Below are 24,448 nucleotides of genomic sequence, written 5' to 3'. Positions count from 1 at the left end.
CAAGACAGTTGCTCCCACAGTGATCGCGTAATGTCGGAGTTGACGTATTCATCGGATCGCCTTGCACTTCATGTGCAAGCCAGCAAGCCCGATGAACGGCATCCGTAGCCGAGAAGGCTGCCGCTGAGCAACCCTACCCCTTGGCCGGCGCCACCATCAACTCGACGTTTTCATTCTTCTTGATCAGCGCATACACCACCGCCGTCAGCAAGCTGCCTGCGACAATCGCCAACAGGTACAACGCGGCATGGTTGATGGCGTTCGGGATCAGCAGAACGAACAGGCCACCGTGTGGCGCCATGAGCTTGCAACCAAAGTACATGGACAACGCTCCGGTCAGCGCGCCCCCTGCCAGGCTCGCCGGGATCACTCGAAGCGGGTCCTTGGCGGCGAATGGAATGGCCCCTTCGGAAATGAAGCACAGCCCCAGCGCCAACGCTGCCTTGCCTGCCTCCCGCTCGCTCTGGGCGAATTTGCGCCTGGCCAGGAACGTGGCAAGGCCCAGGCCGATCGGCGGCACCATGCCAGCGGCCATGGTGGCCGCCATCGGGGCATAGCTCGAAGAGGCCAGCAACCCTACCGAGAACGCATAGGCGGCCTTGTTGATCGGCCCGCCGAGGTCGATGCACATCATGCCACCGAGCAGCAGCCCCAGCAGGATCGCGTTGGTAGTGCCCATGCTGTCGAGAAACCGCGTAAGGCCTTCAAGCATGGCCGCCACGGGCTGCCCCACCACGTAGATCATCACCAGCCCGGTGAACAGGCTCGCCAGCAAAGGAATGATCAGGATCGGTTTGAGCGCCTCCAGGCTGGTGGGCAGCTTCGCCCAGCGGGCAATGGCCTTGGCGCTGTAGCCGGCCAGAAAGCCTGCCACGATGCCGCCAATGAAGCCGGCGCCCAGGGTGCTGGCCAGCAGACCGCCGATCATGCCTGGGGCCAACCCCGGCCGATCGGCGATGGACCAGGCGATATAACCGGCCAGCAGTGGCACCATCAGCTTGAACGCCGCTTCGCCGCCGATCTGCATCAGCGCAGCCGGTAGCGTCCCCGCTTCCTTGTAGGCTTCGATGCCGAACACGAACGACAAGGCGATCAGCAGGCCCCCGGCCACGACCATGGGCAGCATGAACGAGACACCGGTCAGCAGGTGCTTGTAGACGCCGGTCTTTTCGCCCTTGCTGGCGGCGGCGCTGGCCGAAGCAGCCCCACCCTCCTCCACCTTGGCTTCGGCCAGCGCCTTGTCCAGGGTGGCGCGGGCCTGCTTGAGCGCAATGCCAGTACCGCAGCGGTAGATGCGCTTGCCCGCAAAGCGCGCGGCGGGCACCTCGATGTCAGCGGCCAGCAGCACCACGTCGGCCGCTGCGATGGCTTCGGCCGAAAGCGGGTTGCGTGCCCCGACCGAGCCTTGGGTTTCAACGGTGAGCTGGTACCCCATCTGCTGCGCGGCCTGTTGCAGGGCTTCGGCCGCCATGAAGGTGTGGGCGACGCCAGTCGGGCACGCAGTGACTGCAACGATGCGCACTTCATCGCGGGTAGCGACATCCGATGCTACGGCCGTCAGCGGCTGCGCATTGGCGGCTGCTTCGTCGAGAAAGCCTTCGCGGTCAGCCAATGCCTGGGACGGCGTGCTCTGATACACACGCTTGCCGACAAAACGGCTCAGGTCCACCGGGCCGGTGCTGACCACCAGCACCCAGTCGGCGGCAGCGATCTGTGCTGCGTCGAGCTGTCGTTCGGGATGCTCGGCATCCTGCACCTCGACCTGGGTGGTCCAGCCACGGCGCTGGGCCGCAGCCGCCAGCAGGCGAGCGCTGAGTACGCTCGATACCTGGCCATTGGGGCAGGCGGTGAGAATGACAATGTTCATTGGCAACCCTCTTGTTGTTCTGTCAGGCTCACGGCGGCTTGCAGGCGGGCCAACTGGTCATGGTCATTGATGCCGAAACCCACCTGGGTGACGGCCTGTGCGGCGATGGCGGTGGCGCGGGCCAAGGTGCGCGACGCGGCTTCACCCTGCAACAGCCCGTGAACCATGCCGGCCACGAGGGAGTCCCCGGCACCGACCGTGCTGGCCACGTTCACCTTGGGCGGTACCGCCACCAGGGTGAAGTCACGGGCGAACCAGCGCACCCCGTGCTCGCCGGCTGAGACCACCACGTGCTCGACGCCCTCGTCCAGTAGCTGGCGGGCAGCCCGTCGCTGTTGGCCGGCATCGTCCACGGGCGTGCCCAGGGCTTCGCCCAATTCTTCGGTATTGGGCTTGACCAGCCAGGGCAGGCTTTGCAGACCGACGCGCAGCGCCTGGCCGCTGGTGTCGAGGGCCACTTTCAAACCCATCGCCTTGAGTTCATCGAGCAAGTCACCAAACCATTGAGGGCTGATCCCGCGTGGCAGGCTGCCAGCAACGACCACGGCATCGTGCCCCGGCGCGTGCTGGCGCAACAGGCGCAGCAAGGCATCGCAAGCGGCCGCGTCCACTTCCGGGCCCAAACCGTTGATGTCGGTGACGCGGCCATCGGCCTCGACCAGCTTGAGGTTGCTGCGGGTTTCCCCAGGCACGCGCACGAAGCAATCGCAGAAGCCGCGCCAGTCGATCAGCGCCTCGAACGCCGGCAGGTTGTCCTGCCCGAGAAAGCCACTGACGGTCACGCTATGGCCCAGGTCGGCCAGCACCTGGGCGACGTTCAGGCCCTTGCCAGCCGCGTGACTGTGCTGGGCCTGGCTGCGGTTGACGTGACCGGGGCGCAGGCTGTCGAGCCCGATGGTGATGTCCACGGCGGGGTTAAGGGTCAGGGTCAGGATCTTGGCCATTCAATAACGCTCCACCAGCGCGCGAACCGCGGCGGCGCTGTCTTGTTGCAAGGCCTCACGCGCCAAAGCGCGGGCTGTACGGGAATCGGCCTGGCGCACCAGGGCCTTGACTTCGGCAACGCTGCGCGATGCCACGCTCAGCTCATCCACTTCAAGCCCCAGCAGCACCGCGACGGCCTGCGGGTCAGCCGCCAGTTCGCCGCACACCCCCACCCACTTGCCATGGGCGTGGGCGGCGCGCACCGTCATGTCGATCAGGCTGAGGACCGCAGGGTGCAGCCCATCGGCCTGGGCGGACAGGCTGGGGTGGCCACGGTCGATGGCCAGGGTGTATTGGGTCAGGTCATTGGTGCCGATGCTGAAGAAGTCCACCTCGCGCGCCAGTTGCGGCGCCAGCAGGGCTGCCGAAGGCACCTCGACCATGATGCCCACCTGCAGGTCTGCCACGGGTATTTCCGTGCGCAGGCGCTCGACCATCGCACGGGCCTCGCGCCACTCGTGTATCTGCCCGACCATGGGGAACATGATGCGCAAAGGGCGTTGATCTGCGGCGCGCAGCAGGGCCCGCAGTTGGTCTTCCATCACCTGCGGGCGCTGCAGGGTCAGACGCACGCCGCGCACGCCGAGGAACGGGTTCTCTTCTGCGGCGATCGGCCAGTACGGCAGCGGTTTGTCGCCGCCTACGTCCAGGGTTCGCACCACCAGCGGGCGCCCGTCCAGGCCATCGAGCACGCGGCGGTACTCGGCTTCTTGGGTGGCCACATCCGGCGCCTGAGAGTGGGCCATGAAAATCAGTTCGGTGCGCAACAGGCCGACGCCTTCGGCCCCCTGCTCCACCACCTTGTCGATACCGCTGCTTTCACCGATGTTGGCGAAGACCTCAATGGCATGACCATCACGGGTCACTGCAGGGTCGAAACGGTTGGCCCAGGCGGCTTGCAGACGCTGCTCACGCACGTCACGCTCGGCCAGGGCACGCTGCAGCTCTTCGGCTGGCGGCGCGACGTTGACCACACCGCGTTGGCCGTCGAGCAGCAGCGGTGTGCCATTCTCCAGCAGCAGCACGCCGGGGCCTGCTCCGACTACGGCAGGAATACCCAGCGCCCGGGCGACGATGGCGCTGTGCGCGGTGGCGCCACCCTGGGCTGTAACAATACCGGCAACCCGCGCCGGGTCGAGCCTGGCGACATCGGAGGGTCCAACCTCGCTCATCACCAGCACGTAAGGTTGGTCAGGCTCGCTCTGCGTCTGGACGCCGCACAGCTGGGCCAATACGCGGCGACCCACATCGCGCAGGTCAGCGGCCCGTTCGGCCAGCAACGCGTCGTGCAGCGCTTCTTGCTGGCTGGCCGCTGATTCGATCACCGCCATCCACGCGGCGGCGGCACTTTCCCCTTGGGCCAGGCGCTGCTCGACGTCGTCGGTCAGGGCCGGGTCGGCCAGCATTTCCTGATGGGTGACGAAAATCTCGCCGATGGCCGCGTCGCTGCGCTGCACCAGCACCTGAAGGTCGGCACTGACGGTAGCCACGGCCTGGGTCAGTTTGTGTCGTTCCTGATCGTACGACTCGCCGCGCAGCGGGTAGTCGAACGTGCGTTCGGTCACGACGTGGGCAGGGCCGCATGCGATACCTGGGGCAGCGCCCACACCCTGCACGCGGCTGCCGGCCGCCGGCGCCTTCGCCGTTTCGACTGCTGGCTGCGCAGGGGCCTCTGCAACAAGCGGCAGCGCTTCCACCTCCTCACCCAAACCCTGCTCGATGGCTGCCAGCAACGCAGGCAGGGCATCGGCGGCGATAGCAGGCTCGGCCACCAGCTCCAGTTCCTGGCCGCGGCGCGCGCCAAGGCTCAACAGCTTGCTCAGGCTTTTCACCGACACGCCAGGCTGACCGCTGTCGACCACGCGGACGCGAATGTCGCCCTCGAAACGTTTGGCCAGCTGCGCCAGCACCTTGGCTGGGCGAGCATGCAGGCCGTGGGCGTTGGCCAGCAGGATGCGCGCGCTCGGCCAGTCGGCAGGCGCCTCGCCGCCGAGCACTTCGAGCACGGCGCGGCTGCTGGTGGCCTGGTAAAGCATCTGCCCACGGCCTTCGATCAACACTTCGCACAACCGCTCGAGCAAGGCCTGGTGGGCAGCCCCCAGGCTGGCCAGGCAGAACAGACCCGTCAGGGGTTGATCGCGGTAGCGCACAGGTTGTGCCGGGGTGACGAAGGCCAGGCCTGGCTGGCGAACCTGACGTTCGCTGTGCAGCCACCACAAACCCTCTCCCAGCGGCAGCGGCTCTGCCTGTTGCAGTACGGCAGCAAAGCCGCTGTCCACGCAGTTGGCGCGCTGCAACAAGCGCGCACCGCGCCAGGCCAGCTCATCGAAATCTTCGGCTGGAAGGTTCAAGGCGACCAACTGCGCATCGAGCGCCAACTCCTGCGGTGCACCCTGCAGCAGTTTGAGCAAGGCCTCGGCCGAGCCGGCACGGCGCAGGGCCTCGGCCAGATCGGTTTCGCCCAGGGCGCGGGTCAGTAATTGCAGCAGGCGCAAGTGCTCGTCAGAGCGCGCAGCGATACCAATGGCCAAGTACACAATCTGCCCATCGCCCCAGTCCACACCCTCGGGGAACTGCAACAGACGCACGCCTGTGGTGTGCACCAGGTCGCGGGTCTGCGGCGTACCGTGGGGGATGGCGATGCCCTGGCCAAGGAACGTGGAACCTTGCGCCTCGCGGTCCTGCAACCCTTGCAGGTAGCCCTCGGCGACCAGTCCGTCGGCGACCAGGCGATCCGCCAGCAGGCGCAATGCGTGCGCCTTGTCGGGGGCCGTCTGGCCCATGGCTATCTGCTCCTTGGCGAGCTCGAGCATGACCTTCTCCCTTTGCAGTTCCCGGATGGGTACTGGAGTATTGTTGTGAAATTCACGGAAATGGCCAGTTCAACCGCCTTGCACAGTGGGCAGCAGATGCAGAAAATCAGGAGGCTGAAACGTTTAATCTGACCAGGCGGCCACGTTACTCGATAATCTGCCGATGAAAAAGCCCCATCCTGTCGGACAATTGCGACAATGGTCGCCTGCGCTCGCTGGGGTATCAGGGTCAAACTGCCTGGTCATCGCCCACAGCCAGCTTTGGTCATAACAAGGAAAACTCGGTGAAACTCAGCGATATCGCCCGTCTGGCCGGTGTGTCCGTCACCACCGCCAGTTACGTCATCAATGGCAAGGCCGAACAGCAACGCATCAGCAACAGCACCGTGGAGCGCGTGCAGGCGGTGGTGCAGGCCCATGGCTTCACGCCCAACCCCCAGGCCGCTGGTTTGCGCAGCCGGCACACCCGTACGCTCGGCTTCATTCTCCCGGACCTTGAGAACCCCAGCTATGCGCGTATTGCCAAGCGCCTTGAGCAAGGCGCCCGGGCCCGGGGCTATCAGTTGCTGATCGCCAGCAGTGATGACCAGCCCGACAGCGAACGCCAGTTGCAGCAGCTGTTCCGGGCACGCCGCTGCGATGCCTTGTTCGTCGCCAGCTGCCTACCGCCGCAAGACCAGAGCTACCGCGAACTGCAAGACAAGGGCCTGCCGGTCATCGCCATCGACCGCGGCCTGGACCCCCGGTATTTTTGCTCGGTGATCAGCGATGACCATGATGCCAGTCGTCGTCTGGCGGCCAGCCTGTTGAGCACCGCGCCAAGCAGCATCGCCCTGATCGGCGCACGCCCTGAACTGTCGGTCAGCCAGGCCCGCGCCGGTGGTTTCGACGATGCGCTGCAGGGCTTTGCCGGTGAGGTGCGCCGCTACCAGGGCGAAGCGTTCAGCCGAGAGTGCGGGCAGCGGCTCATGCAGCAATTGATCGATGAGCTGGGCCACCTGCCCGATGCCTTGATCACCACCTCGTACGTGCTCCTGCAGGGGGTGTTCGACGCGCTGCACGCCCAGCCCATCGAATCGCGCCGGTTGCAGCTGGGCACTTTCGGCGACAACCAACTGCTCGATTTCTTGCCGCTGCCGGTCAATGCCATGGCCCAGCGTCATGGTGACATGGCCGCCAAGGCACTGGAGCTGGCACTTGCCGCAATCGAAGACAAACGCTATGAACCCGGCGTGCATGCGGTAGCGCGTACCTTCAAGCAGCGAATCGACGCGCCATGAACCTGCGCCTGATCGACACCCACACGCACCTGGACTTCCCCGACTTCGACGCCGACCGCCCGAGCCTGATGGCCCGCGCAAGCGCGCGAGGCGTCGAGCGAATGGTGGTGCTGGGGGTTCATCAGGCCAACTTTCAGCGGGTATGGGATTTGGCCTGCAGCGACTCGCGCCTGGCGGCGGCGCTTGGCCTGCACCCGGTCTATCTTGAAGAGCATCAACCCAGCCACATCGAGCAGTTGCGCGCCTGGTTGGAGCGCTTGCGTGGCGACAGCCGTCTGTGTGCGGTGGGCGAGTTCGGACTGGATTACTACCTGCCTGAACTGGACAAGGTCCGTCAGCAACGGTTGTTCGAGGCACAGTTGCAAATGGCGTGCGATTTCCAGTTACCGGCCCTGCTGCACGTACGCCGCAGCCACGCCCAGGTGATTGCCGCCCTCAAGCGCTACAGGCCCATGCGGGCGGGTATCATCCATGCGTTCGCCGGCAGTTACGAAGAGGCACGTGAGTACATCAAGCTAGGCTTTCGGCTTGGGCTGGGCGGCGCGGCGACCTGGCCCCAGGCCGTGCGGCTGCGCCGTACGGTTGCCCGCTTACCGCTCGACAGCGTGGTGCTGGAGACCGACGCACCGGACATGGCGCCGGTCATGCATCCGGGGGTGCGCAACAGCCCCGAGCACCTGCCAGACATCGCACACTCGCTGGCCGAGTCGATGGGCGTGCCCGTCGAGCAATTGGCCGAAGCGAGCACGCGCAACGCCTGCGAGCTGTTTGGGTGGCAAGCCCTGGGCTGACTCGCACAGGCCCGGCCTACGTGGTCAGGCCAACACGGTCCACAACGCGAAAGCGGCATACCACAGCACACCGCAACGCAGCACCAGGTCCCACAGGCTGTCCAGGCGCCGCGCCCCACCTTCATTGTCGCCGGCAGTGCCGGCATGACTGCCGTCATCTGCAATGCGCCCGATGCGGGCCACCAGGTGCGCGGCGCTGATATGCCAGTTCAACAGTTCGTGCAACATTTCGCGGGCAACGGCGACGAAGTTGCCGACCAAAGCAAAGCTCAATGCCACCACCCTGACCGGCACCCAGTCCATGAGGTGGCGAAGCTGCTCGGCACGTTGCTGGAGTGCGGGTCGCTGACTGTGCGCTTGGCACAACGCCAGAAGGCGGTAAGCTAGCGCGACGGCCGGGCCCAGTAGGAAGTACCAGAAGATGACGGCGAAAAAACCCTGATAGGCCTCCCACAGCAGCCTGCTTTGCAGGCGTTCGCGCAGGCTGCGTGGCCCATCGGCCACGACCCCCAGGTCACGTGCGGCCACGTGCAGCGCGGCCTGTTCATCGCCCCTGTGCCAGGCGTCACGCAAAGGCCCGAGGGAAGCCTTGGCATCGCCACGCCCCAGGCTATAGACCAGCACCAGAAGATGCACTGGCAAGGCCAGCAGGCCGTAGGCAACGGGCTCAAGCACATGCAACAGCAGTGACAGCACCACCACCGGCGCCAGCACCACAGCGGCCAGCACCCACCCTGCAGGCAGCCCACCTCTGCGCTCAAGGCGCGCCAGTTCGCCAAGGAAGAAACCGTCACGCTGGACCAGATGGCGCAAGCCCGAAAACTTCTCGAACCACAGCACCAGGATCAATACCAGAAAACTCATACTTCAGCCCTCATTGCGCTGTAACGCCTGGCGGTACCGCTCCCAGTCGAAGGCAGGGCCGGGGTCGGTCTTGCGCTGGGGGGCGATGTCGCTGTGCCCTTGAATACGCTCGGGGGTAATGGCCGGCCAGGCCTTACGGATGTGACGCGTCAAGCGGTCGAGGGTCAGGTACTGCGCCTCGGTATAGGGTATCTGGTCAGTGCCCTCGAGCTCGATGCCGATCGAGAAGTCGTTGCATCCCTCACGGCCGTCGAAACAGGAGACGCCCGCATGCCAGGCGCGGTCGTGCAACGAGACGAACTGGGTCACCGCGCCTCCACGCTCGATGAACAGGTGCGCAGATACCTTCAGGTGCTCGATGGTGGCGAAATAGGGGTGAGCGTTCGGATCGAGCCGGTTCTGGAAGAACGCCTGGACGTAACCGCCGCCGAAGTTGGCCGGCGGCAAGCTGATGTTGTGAAGCACCAGCAGAGAAATGTGCTCACCTTGCGGGCGAACATTGAAATTCGGTGAGGGGCAGTGGGTGATTCCGTCTCCGTGGAACCAGCCAGTGGCACGGTCCAATTGCATGGGGCCTGTCCTGAAAAGTGCTGCACAGAGCGTCAGTATGCCCTGCCGCCGCTGTCGTTGACACGGTAATCGTCACAAGGCGGCCTGCCCGCTCCTGCGTAAAGTCTCTATGACCGCTTCCAGGGCGCGCTCGAATAAAGGGCCGTCATCCAGTACGCGGACAGTGCCGGCTTCCAGGGCCTGGTCAAGGCCGGCGCCACTCCACTCCCGCACTTTCATGCCGCTGCGATTGGCAAAGACGAGCTTGTCGCAGCTGTCCAGGCGAGCCACTAACTTGCAGCGCTGGATGCCACCGTCATCGGACACTTCAATCCAGGTGCCCATGCGCAAGCGTTGCACCTTCTGCGAGACCTTGCCCTGCTCACCGGCCGGTTGCAGCCCAGGCCCGTCTGCCTCTTCGGCCAACGTCACCAGGATGTCCTGGGTAACCAGGATGTCGTTCTCGTCTATCTCGGCGTCACCTGCATAAGCACGTAGGTGCAGTTGTTGGAGTTTGCGGAAAAATTCACGGGTCACCAGCGAATCGGTGCCAACACTGGCCAGCCCATCGCGCAGTGACTTGAGCAACGGTGGTACCTGATGCATCAGGACCTGCGGCGCAAGCGATGGCATCACACTGGCCAGCAACGTATCGAGGGTCTGCAGAGCATTGCGCCAGCCCAGAGAGGTTTCTCCGTGCCTGAGCCAGGCCAGCATCATGACCTGGCTCCAGTTGTTGCTCAGCATCTGTACCACTGCCTGCGGCCACACACGTCCGCGCAGACGCTGGCTGAGCACCTGTTGCACCTGTCGCCTGGCGAGCGAGGCATTGGCCCGCCCTTCTTCGGCGTCCCGAGTGCGCTGCTCGAACAGCTCGGTACGCCGCCGTTCATGCTGGGTCTGCCCGAGAAAGTCCTCGAGCAGCTCACCGAACAGACGCGAGTCTTCGGCAAAATCGATGAGCAAGCGCTGAACCACATGTTCTGCGCGCAGTTGCAAGGCATCACCCTGCCCTTGTTCGCGCGGGTCGCAGCCGAGCCCCGCCGCCGCCAATTCGTTGAGCAGCCGTCGGGCGGGATGGCTGGCGCGGCTGAGCAGCCCCCTGTCCAGCAGCGCCACCTTGAGCAGCGGGATCTGCAGGCGCGCCAGCACTGCTCGCAGGCAAATGGGCAGATTGTCATCACTTGCAATGAACCTGAACACCTGCTCGATCAGGTTGATCATGTCTTCGTCGTCACCGCCAATGAAGCGGCGGGTACCGCTACGCACGCTGATGGTCAGCAGCAACTGCTCCAGTTGCTGGCCAAGGACGAAGTCATCAGCCGCGCCGGGCTCCGGCACATAGTGCTGCAGATGTGAAAGCAGCCGCAGCAGATCGGCCCTGCTGACCTGCTGGGCGCCGGCCGGTGCACCCAGGCGAGGCGCCAACACCCCACGTGTCGATCGCAGAAGCGGCTGCAGGGAGGCGAACAAGGCCTCGCCTGCGGTATCGTCGGCCGCTTCAGGCTCATGATAGGAACGCTCGTCCGGCTCCGCCAGCAAGCAACTGTCTCCAGCTCGTCGGCAAGGCGTCGGTGGCAGCTGCCCCAGCACACCTGCCGCAATCAGTACCCTGTTGGCTTCGCCATAGATGACTTGCGCGTCGCACAGCACGTACCGTTCGAACAGCTTGAGCAGCACCAGCTTTACGCGCGGCCCTACACCCAGGCTTTGCCCGGCTTCGAGAAAGCAGCGGCACAGGGCAATAGGGTTCAGGGGGTTGCACTGCTCAGGCACATGACGTTCGAGCAGCGTCTGCAAGCGCAGGCCCAGTTGCTGTAAGGCGACGCCATCACGGGCCTTCACTCTGGCAACCATCGCTTCCACCGCTGCTGCGCGCTCGGACTGACCGGGGGTAGAAGACAAGGCGTGAACGATGGTTGCCGGGGCACGTTCAGGCTCAGGCTCGACCAAGCGCGCGAAGGCTTCATGGACGGTATCGAGAAACAGCCGCTCGATGCTCTTGCGTTTGAGCCGCAAGTCGCGCATGGCTTCGAAATACAGGTGCTGAGCGAACCGGTCAGCGGCCTTGTCCGCCATTTCGAACAGCGTATCGTCGGCATTGTCGAACAGCGCCTGCAAACCCTGACGCAGCTGCAAGGCGGCCTGATCGCGCACCTGCAGCAGCGCAATGGGCAGACTCGAAGGGGGCGTGCGCCGTCCATGTTCAGCCGCCGCCAAGGGCACTACCTTGCCCTCTTTGTGCATCCTGTACTCCTTGCAGGGTGTCGGGCCCAGACACGGCCGATTTCGCCAATAGCATGACGCCAAATATCAGACAGCATTATCAGGAATAATTCCTTTTACTGCCAGATACGTTTCCCTTGGTAAGTCTTGACCCTGAATAGGCAGTGATTGCTCAACCCGCTGCGTCATGGCAACCGACCACCGGCTGTACACACCTGCGCCCTGCCCTATAATCGCGGGCATCTCGCTTGTGGAGCCAACCATGCCTAACCTACGCCTTGCCGACCTCACCGCCGAAATCGAAGCCAACGTGCGCCGCGCGTTGCTGGAGGACATCGGTAGCGGCGACATCACCGCCCAGCTCATCCCGGCCGAGCGGCTGGCCAAGGCAATGATCATTACTCGCGAAGGGTGTGTGGTAGCCGGTACGGCTTGGGTCGATGCGGTGTTTCGTCAACTCGACCCACGCGTAGCCGTGCACTGGCAGGTGGTCGACGGCGATCGCGCCCAGCCCAACCAGCCGCTGTTTCATCTGGAAGGCCCGGCGCGGGCGCTGCTCAGCGGCGAGCGCAGTGCGCTCAATTTCCTGCAGATGCTGTCCGGGGTTGCCACGCGTGCGCGCACATTGGCGGATCTGGTCGAAGGCACGCAGGTACGGTTGCTGGACACCCGCAAGACTTTGCCTGGCTTGCGCCTGGCGCAAAAATACGCAGTGACCTGTGGCGGCTGCTACAACCACCGCATAGGCCTGTATGACGCTTTCCTGATCAAGGAAAACCATATTGCAGCCTGTGGTGGCGTCGCTGAAGCGGTACACGCCGCCCACCGCATCGCCCCCGGCAAGCCGGTGGAAATCGAGGTGGAAAGCTTGGAGGAATTGCATCAGGCGCTGAGCGCTGGCGCCGACATCATCATGCTCGATGAGCTGACGCTCGATGAGATGAAGCAAGCCGTCGGCATCACAGCCGGCAAGGCGAAGCTGGAGGCCAGCGGCGGCGTCAGCGAAACGACCCTGCGGGCCATTGCCGAAACCGGTGTGGATTACATCTCGATAGGTTCGATGACCAAGGATGTGCGAGCGGTCGACCTGTCGATGCGCCTTAGCTTGTAACACGGGGCCGCCAGGCGGCCCCGATCGAAAGATCAGAACGAGGCGTTGGCCAGGCCGTCCAGGTAGCGCTCGACGTCCAGCGCAGCCATGCAGCCCGCACCGGCCGAGGTGATGGCCTGACGGTAGACATGGTCGGCCACGTCACCTGCGGCGAATACGCCCGCGACGTTGGTGGCAGTGGCGTTGCCTTCACGGCCGCCGCTGACCACCAGGTAGCCGTCCTTGAGGGTCAGCTGGCCTTCGAACAGCGAGGTATTCGGGGTGTGGCCGATGGCGATGAACACGCCGTCTACCTTGATCTCGTCGCTGCTGCCATCGTTGTTCTTCAAGCGCGCGCCGGTCACGCCCATGTTGTCGCCCAGGACTTCATCCAGGGTAGCGTTCAGCTTGAGCTCGATCTTGCCTTCGGCAACGCGGGCATGCAGCTTGTCGATCAGGATCTTCTCGGCGCGGAAGGTATCGCGGCGGTGCACCAGGGTTACCTTGCTGGCGATGTTGGCCAGGTACAGCGCCTCTTCAACGGCCGTGTTGCCGCCGCCAACCACCGCGACCGGCTTGTTGCGGTAGAAGAAGCCATCGCAGGTGGCGCAGGCCGATACACCCTTGCCCATGAACGCTTCTTCCGACGGCAGGCCCAGGTAACGAGCGCTGGCACCAGTGGCCACGATCAGGGCGTCACAGGTGTAGGTGCCGCTGTCGCCGGTCAACGTGAACGGCTTGTTGGCCAAGTCTACGGCGTTGATGTGGTCGAAGACGATTTCAGTTTCGAAACGCTCGGCGTGTTCCTGCATGCGTTGCATCAGTGCAGGGCCGGTCAGGCCGTGCGGGTCGCCCGGCCAGTTGTCGACTTCGGTGGTGGTGGTCAACTGGCCACCGGCCTGCATGCCAGTGATCAGCAGCGGCTTGAGGTTGGCACGGGCCGCGTAGACCGCTGCGCTGTAACCGGCAGGGCCGGAGCCCAGAATGATGACGCGCGAATGACGTGCTTCGGACATGTCGAACTCCTGTCGAGCGGGCTGTAAGGGCCAGCTGTGCAAATGAAGTAGGGCCTGCACCACGGGCAGGCCTGTGACGCTGAAATATGAGCGCACTGTAGCGAGGTGGCAAAGAGTAAGGAAATATCCTTAGACAATCCACCTCATAGCCATCGTCTATGCGCGTCTTTGCGTTGGCAGGGTCGAACCTTGGCTTTTGTTACCGCCGGTTTCACCCAGATGGCGCAGCTTCCGCATCACCCCGAAACTCGGTAATGTCTGCCGACTACCTTTTCTGCGGAGTGATACATGCAAGCCCCCGTTCTTTCCGGGCCGCAGTACCTGCGCGAAGGCCTGAAGCTGATCCTGAGCCCTGGCCTGCGCTTGTTCGTGCTGCTGCCGCTGACCATCAACCTGCTGCTGTTCGGTGGTCTCATCTATTTTGCCGGCCACCAGTTCAGCCAGTGGCTGGACGCGCTGGTGCCCACGCTGCCAAGCTGGCTGAGCTTCCTGACCTACATCCTCTGGCCCTTGTTCGTGGTGCTGCTGGTGTTGATGGTGTTCTTCACCTTCACCCTGGTGGCCAACATCATCGCGGCACCGTTCAATGGCTTCTTGGCTGAAAAGGTGGAAGTGGTGGTGCGCGGCGACGATCATTTCCCAGCCTTCAGCTGGGCAGAGCTGCTGGCGATGATCCCCCGCACACTGGGCCGCGAAATGCGCAAGCTCGGCTACTTCCTGCCACGCGCCACCGCCTTGTTCATCCTGTCGTTGATCCCGGTGGTCAACGTGGTCGCCGCGCCGCTTTGGCTGATTTTCGGCGTATGGATGATGGCCATCCAGTACATCGACTACCCGGCCGACAACAACAAGATGAGCTGGCAAGACATGCTCGCCTGGCTGCGGGAGAAGCGCTGGCAGTCCCTGGGCTTTGGCGGGGTGACCTACCTGGCGTTGCTGATCCCGGGGGTGAACGTGGTGATGATGCCGGCGGCGGTGGCGGGGGCGACGTTGTTCTGGGTGCGCGAGAACGGCAATGCACGTGTCGTGAACACCCCTGCGCATCGGGCCTGAGCCTGCCCCAGGCGTAACCCTACCCCATCTACAGGAGCAGACCATGAACCGCTTCAGCCCCGCCAAACTCAAGCTGTCGAAATGGACCGCAACGCAGCCGGTAAACCGTGAAAAGCACTTCCTGGTCACCGACCTGGAGCATGACGAAGCGGGCGTGCTGCTGCGCGTGGAACTGCAGGCGGTGCACAGTGGGCGCAGCGAGTGGCTGGATTGGCGGGTGCTGCGCGACGCCCAGGTGTGGGCGATGGGCTGGCGGTGAGCGCGTAAACCGGCCGCGTGCCTTTCAGGCAGCGGCTAACCTTGTACGTCTCCAAGCAGACGGCTGCGTGTCGCTTGGTTCAGGGTCACCACTGGCCTGCAAAACTGCCCAGCATCACTGCCCCAGGCGGCTGGAGAACTGCCCCACCACATCCACCACCCGCCTGGCCCCTTCCTGGATTTCCTCGATCACGCTTCCGGTCTGGTCCGCCAGCGCGCGGCCTTCTTCGGCCTGACGCTTGCTGGTGTCGATGATCGACACCGCAGCCTGGGCCAACTGCTCGTTTTGCTGCACCACACGGGCTATTTCCTCGGTAGCCGTACTGGTGCGCGAGGCCAGTTGACGCACCTCATCGGCCACCACCGCAAAGCCCCGCCCCTGCTCGCCAGCGCGGGCGGCTTCGATGGCGGCGTTGAGCGCCAGCAGGTTGGTCTGCCCGGCGATATCGCTGATGGTCTTGATGATCGAACCAATGACCCGCGACTGGGTGTCCAGCGCCTGGATACCTTCGGCAGCCTGAAGCATCGAGGCTTCCAGCCCGCGCATGACGCTGACGCTCTGGCCGACCACCTCGGTGGCCCGGCGGGCGCTGGTGTCCGTTTCCCGCGAGGTGTTGTAGGCAACGTCCGCCGCCTGGGCCACTGCTTGCTCCTGGTTCACCTGTTCGGTGATGACCGTGGCGAACTTGACCACTTTGTAGAGCTCATCGTGGGCGTTGAAGATCGGGTTGTAGGACGCTTCCAGCCAGATTACCCGGCCGTGAGCATCGATCCGCCGAAAGCGCTCGGCAATGTATTCACCGCGACGAAGCTTGTCCCAGAATGCCTGGTAGCCCGGTGCATTGACCTCGGCAGGTTCGCAGAACATACGGTGGTGCTTGCCACGGATTTGATCCAGCCGGTACCCCACTGCCGACAGGAAGCGTTCGTTGGCGGTCAGGATCATGCCATCGAGGTCGAACTCGATGACCGCCGTCGAGCGCATCAACGCCTTGATCAGGCTCTCGTGCTCGCGGGAGGTGACGATGGTGCGGGTCAGGTCGCTCGAATGCAGGGTGAAATACTTGATGCGCCCGTCGCTACCCTTCACAGGTTGCAGGATCGTACGCAGCCAGGCTTCCTGGCCGTCCCCGCGCAGCAGGCGAAACGCGCCATTGAAATGCTCGCCCCGGCTGATGGCATTTTTCATGCGCTGGTGAAAATCCAGCGACTTGACGTGGGCAGGCACGATGTCTTCGATGTTGCGCCCAAGCAACTGGTCGGCCCTATACAGCATCTCGGTTTCGAAATTGCCATTGACCAGTTCGATCCGACCGGCCGGATCGAGTTGCAGCACCAGCATTTCGCTGTCAAGGCTGCTCTTGATCTGGTCGATGGTCATCAGTTCTTCACGCAACTGCCGGATTTCTTGCTTGAGCTTGTTGTTGAACATCACCGCTCTCCTGGAGCGTGGGGGCGAATGCAACTGCATCGGCGGGGAACTGCGCCTCTTGAGTGCAGCCTCGATGAATATTCGTGCGCGTCATCGGCCGTCGTGAGCCATGCATCATGCAGGCGTCACCTCGCCGTCATACCCCGGCAATGCAGCAAGTGGATAGTCAGTTCATGAACACACCTGCTCTGCACATCTGCCTCGTCAGCGACACCTTCGCCCCGCACATCAACGGCGTGGCCTGCATTCTTTTGAACCTGAGCGAAGGGCTGCGCCTGCGTGGCCATCAGGTCAGCGTCGTCCGCCCTCGCCAGCCAGGGGAGCAGGCTTCGAGCCACAACCCTGGCGTGAGACTGTGGCGCGACTGGCCACTGCCCGGCTACCCGGGGTTGCAACGGAGTAGGGTGTCCCTGCATACGCTAACAAGGCACTGGCGCCGGCAACGGCCTGATGTCATCTACATCGCCACTGAAGGCCCCGTGGGGCTGAGCGCATTGCGCACCGCTCGGCGGTTAGGGATCGCCGTTGTCAGCGGATTGCATACCCACGTTGCGCACCCTTCAGGGCAATACGGCATGGGCGTGGTAGCACGCCTGCTAAGCCTTTACCTGCGCTGGTTTCATCACCGGGCCGTCTTGACCCTCGTGCCCAGCTTGAACCAACAGCGTTGGCTCGAGCGCCGCGGCTTCGAGCGGCTGGTGCACATGGAGCGCGGCGTAGATGCGGAGCTGTTCAACCCGGCTCGTCGCAGCCAGGCGCTGCGCGAACGCTGGGGGCTGGGCCACGATGATATCGCCGTCCTGCATGTGGGACGGTTGGCACCGGAGAAAAACCTGGGGCTTTTGCAAAGCTGTTTCGAAGCTCTGCAGCGGGCTCTGCCACAGCGAAGATTACGCCTGATCCTGGTGGGGGACGGGCCACTGCGGGGGAAGCTGCTGCAGCAGGTCCCCGAGGCTGTCTTATGCGGGGTCCAGCGAGGCGAACAACTGGCCGAGCACTATGCCAGCAGTGATCTGTTTCTGTTTCCGAGCCTGACCGAGACGTTTGGCAATGTGGTGCTCGAAGCCATGGCGTCAGGGTTGGCGGTGGTCGCTTATGACCAGGCAACGGCCGCGCAGCACATCGGCCATGGCCACAATGGTGCGCTGGCCATGCCAGGCGACGTGGCAGCATTCATCGATGCTGCTTGCTGGCTGCTGCAAGACAGCGAGACCCTGCGGCGGGTGAGGCTCAATGCGCGGCAGCATGCCAGCCATCAGGGGTGGTCGAAAATCGTCGATCAGTTCGAAGCGCACCTGCTCAGCGCCTCACTGAGCACTCATGGGCGCCAAGCTACCTCGATGCAGCCACTGCCGCCGCTGTGAAGCCACCGCCGCGGCCAAGGCGAGCACCCGGTGCGTGATTAGCCAAGGGCCTTCTCGATGGCCTGGACCACCGCAGGATCATCCGGCGCCGTGCGTGGGGAGAAGCGCGCCAATACCCGCCCGTCCTTGCCCACCAGGAATTTCTCGAAATTCCAGGTGATGTCCCCCGGAAACTCCGCGCCCTCGCCCGCCAGAAGGCGATACATCGAGTGACGCTGGGGCCCATTCACATCGAGCTTGGCGCTCAGCGGAAAGCTCACGCCATAGTTCACGCGGCAGAACGCCTGGATCTGCGCTTCGCTGCCCGGCTCCTGCCCTGCGAACTGATTGCAGGGCAGGCCAAGGACCGTGAAACCTTTGTCCTTGTACGTTTGGTAGAGCTGCTCAAGCGCCGCGTACTGAGGTGTCAGGCCGCACTTGGAGGCCACGTTGACCACCAGCACTACCTGCCCCTTGTACGGTTTCAAGGACAGATCGCCACCGTCAAGCGCGTTCAACTTCAGGTCGTGAAATGCACTCATGCTGTAATCCCCTTTTCAGGTCGCCGACGGCACCTGGGCAAATTGCGCCCACTAAAAAGGCGTTCGTTCAAGCCGTCGCCTTCCTTGGGAAGGCAGGGCGGCTTGCCCGAACGCCTGGCGACTTTCTGAGCTTAGCGCAGAAAGATCAGTGGTGATGGCCACCTTCACCGTGGATGTGACGGTGGGCAATTTCTTCTTCGCTGGCGTCACGCACGTTAACGACCTTGACCTGGAAGTTCAGGCGCTGGCCGGCCAGTGGGTGGTTGCCATCGACGGTCACGTCGTCGCCGTCCACGTCACGGATGGTCACGATCTGCATCTGGCCATCGGGGGCCGATGCGTGGAACTGCATGCCCACTTCCAGCTCGTCGACGCCTTCGAACAGGCTGCGGTTCAGGGTGCTGACCAGCTCGGCCAGGTATTCGCCGTAGGCGTCTTCAGGCTCGATGGAAACGGTCAGCTCGTCGCCGGCCTGCTTGCCTTCCAGGGCCTTTTCCAGGCCTGGGATGATGTTGCCGGCACCTTGCAGGTAAACCAGCGGCGCGCCACCGGCGGAGCTGTCGATGGTCTCCCCGGCGTCGTTAGTCAGGGTATAGTCGATGGAGACAGCCTTGTTGGCGGCGATCAGCATGGGGCAAGACCTTTTGCAAAAGAATGTAGAACGCACAAGTGTAACCAAGCCATCGCCCGATTGCGAACCTCGCCTGGATCCGCCCATGTCCATCAGTCGGATCATCGGTTTTTCCCAGGATGCCGAAGGCCACTGGTTCGTCCAGTTGAGCTGTGGCCACACCCAGCACCTGCGCCACGTGCCGCCCTGGCAACTGCGCCCTTGGGTGCTCGACCCCGAACAGCGTGCGCAGCGCATCGGCCAGGCGTTCCCGTGCGGTTGGTGCGCACAGGGTCCCGATAGCGCTACCCTTGATCGCTGATCCCTTGCACCGCTTATTTCGAGAAGCACGCATGCAGACTTTTTTCATCGCACCAACCGACTTTGGCGTCGGCCTTACGTCCATCAGCCTGGGCCTTGTGCGCACGCTGGAGCGCGCCGGCCTGAAAGTGGGCTTCTTCAAGCCTGTTGCCCAGCCCCACCCAGGCGACACCGGCCCGGAGCGCTCCACCGAGCTGATCGCACGTACCCATGGCATCATGCCGCCGACGCCCTTGAGCCTTGCCCAGGTCGAACGGATGCTGGGCGATGGCCAGCTGGACGAACTGCTCGAGTCGATCGTTCGCTTGTACCAGCAGGCGTGTGTGGGCAACGACGTGGTCGTGGTCGAGGGCATGGTCCCTACCCGTCACGCCAGCTACGCAGCACGCGTAAACCTGCACCTTGCCAAGAGCCTGGATGCCGAAGTGATCCTGGTATCTGCCGCCGAACAGGAAGTGCTCAGTGAACTGTCCGGCAGGGTCGAGCTACAGGCCCAGCTGTTCGGAGGTCCGCGCGACCCCAAGGTGCTGGGCGTGATTCTGAACAAGGTGCGCACCGACCAGAGCATGGAGCAATTCTCGACGCGCCTGCGTGAGCACTCGCCGCTGCTGCGCGGCGATGACTTCCGCTTGATCGGCTGCATTCCCTATCAACCAGAGCTCAACGCCCCGCGCACGCGCGATGTGGCAGAGCTGCTCGGGGCCCAGGTCCTCAATGCCGGTGACTACGAACAGCGGCGCATGACCAAGATCATCATCTGCGCCCGCACGGTGGCCAACACCGTGCCGCTGCTGACATCCGGGACCTTGGTGGTGACGCCCGGCGATCGCGACGACATCATCCTTGCCGTGAGCCTGGCAGCCATCAACGGCGTGCCGTTGGCAGGCCTGCTGCTGACCAGCGACAGCAAGCCCGATGCGCGTATTCTGGGGCTGTGCCGCGGAGCGCTGCAGGCCGGGTTGCCGATCCTGTCGGTCAGCACAGGGTCCTACGACACCGCAAACCAGCTCAATGCCCTGAACCGGGAAATCCCGGTCGATGACCGCGAGCGTGCCGAGTTCATCACCGACTTCGTGGCCAGCCACCTCGACGGTGCCTGGTTGAGCCAGCGCTGCGGTGCGCCGCGCGAGATGCGCCTGTCGCCAGCCGTGTTCCGCTATCAACTGATCCAGCGCGCGCAGCAGGCCAACAAACGTATCGTCCTGCCCGAAGGTGCTGAGCCGCTGCTGGTGCAGGCAGCGGCCATCTGCCAGGCTCGCGGCATTGCCCGCTGCGTGCTGCTCGCCAAGCCTGAAGCGGTCGATGCCGTGGCCCGCGCACAGGGCATCACCCTGCCCGAAGGGTTGGAAGTTTTGGACCCGGACCTGATCCGCCAGCGCTATGTCGAGCCCATGGTGGCGCTGCGCAAAAGCAAGAACCTCAACGCACCGATGGCCGAGCAACAGCTCGAAGACCCGGTGGTCATCGGCACCATGATGCTGGCCCTGGACGAAGTCGATGGCCTGGTCTCGGGCCTGGTGCACTCGACGGCCAACACCATCCGCCCTGCATTGCAGTTGATCAAGACCGCACCGGGCGCCAGCCTGGTCTCTTCGGTCTTCTTCATGTTGTTCCCGGACCAAGTGCTGGTCTACGGCGACTGCGTGATGAACCCCCACCCCAATGCCGCCGAACTCGCCGAGATCGCGCGCCAGAGCGCTGCATCGGCGCTCACCTTCGGTATCACGCCACGGGTAGCGATGATCAGCTATTCGAGCGATTCGGCAAGCGACGAGGAAGTGGAGAAGGTGCGCGAGGCCACACGCATGGCCAGCGATGGCGGCGAGCAACTGATGATCGACGGGCCGTTGCAATACGATGCGGCCGTGAACCCTGCCGTTGCACGCGACCTGGCGCCGGGCAGTCAGGTGGCCGGCCGCGCCACGGTGTTCGTGTTTCCGGACCTGAACACCGGCAATACCACGCACAAGGCGGTGCAGCGCAGCACCGACGGCGTGAGCCTGGGGCCCATGCTGCAGGGGCTGCGCAAGCCAGTGAACGATCTACCGCGCGGGGCACAGGTCGATGACATCGTGCACACCATTGCCCTGACCGCCATCCAGGCGAGCGAAGTGCGCTGAATGCGGGGGGCCATCAAGCGCCCCCCCAACTCGGTCAGGGATACTGCTGAACCTGGCCTTGCTGCTGGTCGTATTGCTGGCCAGGGATAGGCTTGAGGTTCACTTCCACGCGGCGGTTCTGCGCGCGGCCATTGGCATCGGCGTTGCTGGCGATGGGTTGATCCGGGCCCATGCCACGCACGGTGACCCGCGAGGCGTCCACACCCTGGGAGGTCAGGTAGCTGCTGACTGCCTGGGCACGGCGCTGGGACAGGTCCATGTTGTGCTGGCGGCTACCGGTGCTGTCGGTGAAGCCCACCACTTCGATGTTGTTCTGGTTGAACTGCTTGAACGAGCCGGCCAGGTTGTTCAACGGCGCGTAGAAACTTGGCGAGATGTTGGCCGAGTCAGTGGCGAAGGTGATGTTGCCGGGCATGATCAGTTTGATCTGATCGCCCTGGCGCTGAACCTCGACACCGGTGTTGGCCATTTTCGCGCGCAGTTCGGCTTCCTGCTTGTCGGCGTAGTAGCCGTAGCCGGCCGCCGCGGCGCCAATGGCCGCAGCACCGATCAGTGCGCCCTTGCCACGGTGGTTGTGATCGATCGCGGCGCCGGCCACGGCACCGGCCAGGGCACCCAGGCCACCGTACTTGGCGGTCTTGCTCATGCCGCCGCCATCTTGCCCCTGGTTCTCATAGGGGTTCTGCCCCGCACAGCCGGTCATCAGGGCAGCAGTGGTTGCGACGATAATCAGGCGACGCATGGTGAACATGGGCAAGCTCCTCGTATTGATCATGTAGGCCGTAGGTCTGGAACGGCTCTATGTCAGGCTTGGAGTGTCTTGCCGGGTGAAAATTCCGCACCCGCCTGCGCATTTCTGCACCGCCCTGCTCACTCCTCAGGGCAAGTACAACCGGAATAGGCCGCCTCCAAGCGCACCCCCGTTGGAGATGTCGATGCGACCCTGCACGCCGCCGCTTTCATGCAAGGCCGCAATACGCGCAGCGAAATACAAGCCAAGGCCCGTGCTACCACTGGTGGAGTCGATGCCCTGGATGTATTCCTGTTGCCGTTCGATCATGCGCGCCGGGTAGCCGGGCCCGTCATCGTTGATGCAGATGACCAGTTGGTTGTCTGCCTCTTCGATGGTAATCAGCAGGGCCTTTTCGGCGAACCGCGTGGCATTGGTGATGACGTTGGTCACCACCGAGGCCACCAGTTCGCGGTCGAAGAAGCCCAGGGGATTATCGGTATCGATGCGCCAGTTCGCCTCGATGGCATTGTGTTGCAGCACTTCTTCATGGGCCGCCAACTGCGCTTCGATGAAGTCGTCGAGTTCGTGGTAGTCCGGGCACACCGGCAGTTGATTAACGCCGAGCTTGTACAAGCCCAGCAACTGCACCAGCATGCCATTGAGGTGCCGGAACTCATGTTCCATCACCCCCTGTTCCGCGCCACCGCGCAGCTCTTCAGGCAAGCGCTGGACCCACTGGCTATGGGACTGGATCAGTGCCGAGAGCGAATTCTTCAGGTCGTGCACGGTGGAGGCGATCACCGTGGAAAAATCCAGCCCCTGATTATCAAGATTCATGCGCCGAACACCCGGGTATGCAGTTTGCGGTAGCGGTCATAGCGATTATCGCTGGCGGGGATACCGGCCACGCTCGTCAAGGCGTCGCGGCACTCCTGCATGATCGCAGGCTGAGGATTCTCTCCGCCAATGCGCAGCAGCGCCTGGGCGGTATTGAGGGCGATACTGATGTTCCTGGGCTGCAGGCCCAACGCTTTACGGAACAGCTGCAACGCCTCGCCGAGCTGACCTCCCTGGTAACTGCGCACGCCCTGACGATTGAGCGTGACGGCTTCGGTAATGGCGTTCAGCACGCTGGGGTCATCCGTCAGCTGGCCTACTCGTTCCATGACCTTGGGGTCGTCGCCATAACTCTCCACACAGCTTCTGAGCACGCCGATGGCCGCGGCATCCTGCCCCGATGCCTGTAATTGCCGAGCAACGGTCAGGGCCGCATCGACCGAGAAGAACTGGTTCATCTTTTCCAGGCGCTGGACGGCCTGGTCCGTCAGCTTGGCAGCGGTCTCCGGGTCACCGGCCTGCTGCAGGCTGGCAGCTTTCATCATGCGGGCACGCACCTGAAGGCCCTGGTCTTCCGGGTTTTCCTTGGCCACCTCGCTGAGCGTGGTGTTGATCTCGACCCGGGTGCGCGCGTCCAGGCCAAAGCCTGCATTGCGGCTCATCAACGCCTGCACCAGGCCCAGGTTATTCTCGGCATCCTTGTAGCGTGAGCTCTGCCCTTGATTCACGGCATGCCGGAACGCCTTGGACGCGCTGTCGAAGTCTTCGTTGGCCAACGCCAGCTTGCCCAGCTTCGATTGGCGCCGAACCGATAACGGCGAGAGGCGCACGGCCTCCTCCAACAGCCCTTGGGCGCGCTTGGTTTCGCCTTGCGCCTCCAGCACATCGGCCATGCCATCGTAGAGACTGGGCATGATCGGGAAGGCCTTGAGCGCCTGCTCGTAGACGGCCTGGGCCTGGGCAAGCTGCCCGCGCTTGTGCATCAAGCTGCCCAATGCCGCGTACACCCAGGGCTGCGGGCGGCTGGCGAGAATGGCCTTGAGAAACTTCTCGAGTTCTTCGAAGCGGTTGAGGTTGCGCAGCGCATCGGCCCGGTAGCGCAGGCACAGCGGCGCCAGGCGCGGGTCGCGCTTGCACAGCTCGGCGCAGGCTGCCAGCACTTCACCAGGGCGATTGCGGTCCAGCGCCTGGAGGATCGGCTTTAGCAGTGCCTTGCGTTGGTAGAGTTTTTCCACCCGCTGGGCAAGGCCTACCCGGTTGAAGGGCTTGGTCAGGTAGGCGTCGGGCTCGTGCTCGATGGCGCTGAGCACAATGGCCTGGCTGCTTTCGGCGGTGACCATGATGAACACGCATTCGTGGCTGATGTGCTTGTCGATGATCAGGTCTTCGAGCACCTGCTGGCCGTTTTTCTTGCCATCGCCCAAGTGAAAATCTTGCAGGATGCAGTCATAACGCTTCTGGGCGCACATGCGCAGCGCCTGCTCGCCACTGTCGGCGGTGTCCACGTCGCGAACGCCCAGCTCGCGCAGCATGGAGCGGGTCGACGTGCGAAAGTCGGTGAAGTCGTCAACGATCAGAAAACTCTTTTGCCCGAACTGCAGCATCAACACGACCTGCCCTGGAAGAAATGGAAAGATGGCACGAGGCGAACCACCGAACGCTGTATCGGCAGGCGGTCGGAAAAGATAAGCGAGGTGTACGCGCCACTTGCAAGGTGGC

General features: G+C 63.7%; 20 protein-coding genes and 2 pseudogenes. 8 read left to right on the top strand and 14 right to left on the bottom strand.

The annotated features are described in order from the left end of the window. Positions 1–133: 133 nt before the first annotated feature. From B2S33_RS06160 to ptsP, 3 genes are read right to left on the bottom strand one after another with little or no spacing between them, the layout of a single operon-like run. Entirely contained in the window at positions 134–1,867 is a 1,734-nt protein-coding gene (locus tag B2S33_RS06160; protein ID WP_288650063.1) for a PTS fructose-like transporter subunit IIB, read from the bottom strand. After that, complete coding sequence (pfkB, locus tag B2S33_RS06155; protein ID WP_028688123.1) at positions 1,864–2,811, bottom strand: 1-phosphofructokinase; 948 nt, start codon at positions 2,809–2,811, stop codon at positions 1,864–1,866. Before pfkB ends, B2S33_RS06160 begins: the two co-directional genes overlap by 4 nt. Next, positions 2,812–5,664 (bottom strand): phosphoenolpyruvate--protein phosphotransferase, encoded by a 2,853-nt coding sequence (gene ptsP, locus B2S33_RS06150; protein ID WP_288650062.1) that lies wholly within the window; start codon positions 5,662–5,664, stop codon positions 2,812–2,814. Between the two features lie 284 nt (positions 5,665–5,948). Here ptsP and cra point away from each other — a divergent pair, with 284 nt between their 5' ends. Together cra and B2S33_RS06140 are read left to right on the top strand one after the other, a co-directional pair. After that, positions 5,949–6,944, top strand: a complete 996-nt coding sequence (gene cra, locus B2S33_RS06145) for a catabolite repressor/activator (RefSeq protein WP_023534675.1) — start codon at positions 5,949–5,951, stop codon at positions 6,942–6,944. A gap of 2 nt (positions 6,945–6,946) precedes the next feature. After that, positions 6,947–7,735 carry a TatD family hydrolase gene (locus B2S33_RS06140; protein WP_288650064.1) on the top strand — a complete coding sequence of 263 codons (789 nt, stop codon included), beginning with the start codon at positions 6,947–6,949 and terminating at the stop codon, positions 7,733–7,735. A 24-nt stretch (positions 7,736–7,759) separates the two neighbouring features. Here B2S33_RS06140 and ampE read toward each other — a convergent pair whose 3' ends face one another. The 3 genes from ampE to B2S33_RS06125 form a co-directional block, all read right to left on the bottom strand. Continuing rightward, complete coding sequence (gene ampE / locus B2S33_RS06135; protein WP_027916584.1) at positions 7,760–8,599, bottom strand: regulatory signaling modulator protein AmpE; 840 nt, start codon at positions 8,597–8,599, stop codon at positions 7,760–7,762. 3 nt (positions 8,600–8,602) lie between these two features. Continuing rightward, positions 8,603–9,169 carry a 1,6-anhydro-N-acetylmuramyl-L-alanine amidase AmpD gene (ampD, locus tag B2S33_RS06130; RefSeq protein ID WP_027916585.1) on the bottom strand — a complete coding sequence of 189 codons (567 nt, stop codon included), beginning with the start codon at positions 9,167–9,169 and terminating at the stop codon, positions 8,603–8,605. A 72-nt stretch (positions 9,170–9,241) separates the two neighbouring features. Next, the gene (locus tag B2S33_RS06125; RefSeq protein WP_049695462.1) at positions 9,242–11,395 is read right to left on the bottom strand and encodes a DUF1631 domain-containing protein; all 2,154 of its coding nucleotides are present in this window, start codon (positions 11,393–11,395) and stop codon (positions 9,242–9,244) included. Between the two features lie 241 nt (positions 11,396–11,636). Between B2S33_RS06125 and nadC the strand changes: the two genes are divergently transcribed. Beyond that, positions 11,637–12,485 carry a carboxylating nicotinate-nucleotide diphosphorylase gene (gene nadC / locus B2S33_RS06120; protein ID WP_288650061.1) on the top strand — a complete coding sequence of 283 codons (849 nt, stop codon included), beginning with the start codon at positions 11,637–11,639 and terminating at the stop codon, positions 12,483–12,485. 32 nt (positions 12,486–12,517) lie between these two features. Here the strand turns inward: nadC and trxB are convergent, their stop codons facing one another. Beyond that, positions 12,518–13,480 (bottom strand): thioredoxin-disulfide reductase, encoded by a 963-nt coding sequence (gene trxB, locus B2S33_RS06115; RefSeq protein WP_027916588.1) that lies wholly within the window; start codon positions 13,478–13,480, stop codon positions 12,518–12,520. Positions 13,481–13,768: 288 nt separating this feature from the next. On the opposite strand from trxB, the gene cysZ reads away from it, so the two are divergent. Together cysZ and B2S33_RS06105 are read left to right on the top strand one after the other, a co-directional pair. Then, complete coding sequence (cysZ, locus tag B2S33_RS06110; protein ID WP_236167494.1) at positions 13,769–14,533, top strand: sulfate transporter CysZ; 765 nt, start codon at positions 13,769–13,771, stop codon at positions 14,531–14,533. A gap of 43 nt (positions 14,534–14,576) precedes the next feature. After that, a complete protein-coding gene (locus B2S33_RS06105; protein ID WP_023534670.1) occupies positions 14,577–14,792 on the top strand; it encodes a TIGR02450 family Trp-rich protein in 216 nt (71 codons plus the stop codon). Positions 14,793–14,906: 114 nt separating this feature from the next. Here B2S33_RS06105 and B2S33_RS21550 read toward each other — a convergent pair. Continuing rightward, positions 14,907–15,341, bottom strand: a pseudogene (locus tag B2S33_RS21550) (methyl-accepting chemotaxis protein); the annotation flags it as partial. 105 nt (positions 15,342–15,446) lie between these two features. Beyond that, positions 15,447–16,133: pseudogene (locus tag B2S33_RS21545) on the bottom strand (PAS domain-containing protein); the annotation flags it as partial. 263 nt (positions 16,134–16,396) lie between these two features. Here B2S33_RS21545 and B2S33_RS06095 point away from each other — a divergent pair. After that, positions 16,397–17,587: a glycosyltransferase family 4 protein gene (locus B2S33_RS06095; RefSeq protein ID WP_027916591.1), complete on the top strand. Its 1,191-nt coding sequence runs from the start codon at positions 16,397–16,399 to the stop codon at positions 17,585–17,587. 38 nt (positions 17,588–17,625) lie between these two features. On the opposite strand, the gene B2S33_RS06090 is transcribed toward B2S33_RS06095, so the two are convergent. Beyond that, positions 17,626–18,108, bottom strand: a complete 483-nt coding sequence (locus tag B2S33_RS06090; RefSeq protein WP_027916592.1) for a glutathione peroxidase — start codon at positions 18,106–18,108, stop codon at positions 17,626–17,628. A 145-nt stretch (positions 18,109–18,253) separates the two neighbouring features. Further along, positions 18,254–18,739, bottom strand: coding sequence for an FKBP-type peptidyl-prolyl cis-trans isomerase (locus tag B2S33_RS06085; protein WP_027916593.1), 486 nt, complete (start codon positions 18,737–18,739; stop codon positions 18,254–18,256). Between B2S33_RS06085 and B2S33_RS06080 the strand changes: the two genes are divergently transcribed. After that, on the top strand, positions 18,738–19,040 hold the full coding sequence (locus tag B2S33_RS06080) for a DUF3565 domain-containing protein (protein ID WP_027916594.1): 303 nt from the start codon (positions 18,738–18,740) through the stop codon (positions 19,038–19,040). The genes B2S33_RS06085 and B2S33_RS06080 overlap by 2 nt on opposite strands. Positions 19,041–19,071: 31 nt before the next feature. Continuing rightward, positions 19,072–21,159 (top strand): phosphate acetyltransferase, encoded by a 2,088-nt coding sequence (pta, locus tag B2S33_RS06075; protein ID WP_125922004.1) that lies wholly within the window; start codon positions 19,072–19,074, stop codon positions 21,157–21,159. A gap of 34 nt (positions 21,160–21,193) precedes the next feature. On the opposite strand, the gene B2S33_RS06070 is transcribed toward pta, so the two are convergent. The 3 genes from B2S33_RS06070 to B2S33_RS06060 form a co-directional block, all read right to left on the bottom strand. Then, on the bottom strand, positions 21,194–21,910 hold the full coding sequence (locus B2S33_RS06070; protein WP_028688113.1) for an OmpA family protein: 717 nt from the start codon (positions 21,908–21,910) through the stop codon (positions 21,194–21,196). Positions 21,911–22,036: 126 nt separating this feature from the next. Continuing rightward, the gene (locus B2S33_RS06065; protein WP_027916597.1) at positions 22,037–22,729 is read right to left on the bottom strand and encodes a sensor histidine kinase; all 693 of its coding nucleotides are present in this window, start codon (positions 22,727–22,729) and stop codon (positions 22,037–22,039) included. Beyond that, a complete protein-coding gene (locus B2S33_RS06060; protein WP_027916598.1) occupies positions 22,726–24,333 on the bottom strand; it encodes a tetratricopeptide repeat-containing response regulator in 1,608 nt (535 codons plus the stop codon). Before B2S33_RS06060 ends, B2S33_RS06065 begins: the two co-directional genes overlap by 4 nt. Positions 24,334–24,448: the final 115 nt, after the last annotated feature.

This window comes from Pseudomonas sp. UBA5568 (assembly GCF_002425525.1).
GTDB classification, from domain to species: Bacteria; Pseudomonadota; Gammaproteobacteria; order Pseudomonadales; family Pseudomonadaceae; genus Aquipseudomonas; species Aquipseudomonas fulva.
The sequence above is the reverse complement of the archived record's forward strand: the minus strand, read 5'-3'. Positions and strand labels throughout refer to the sequence as shown.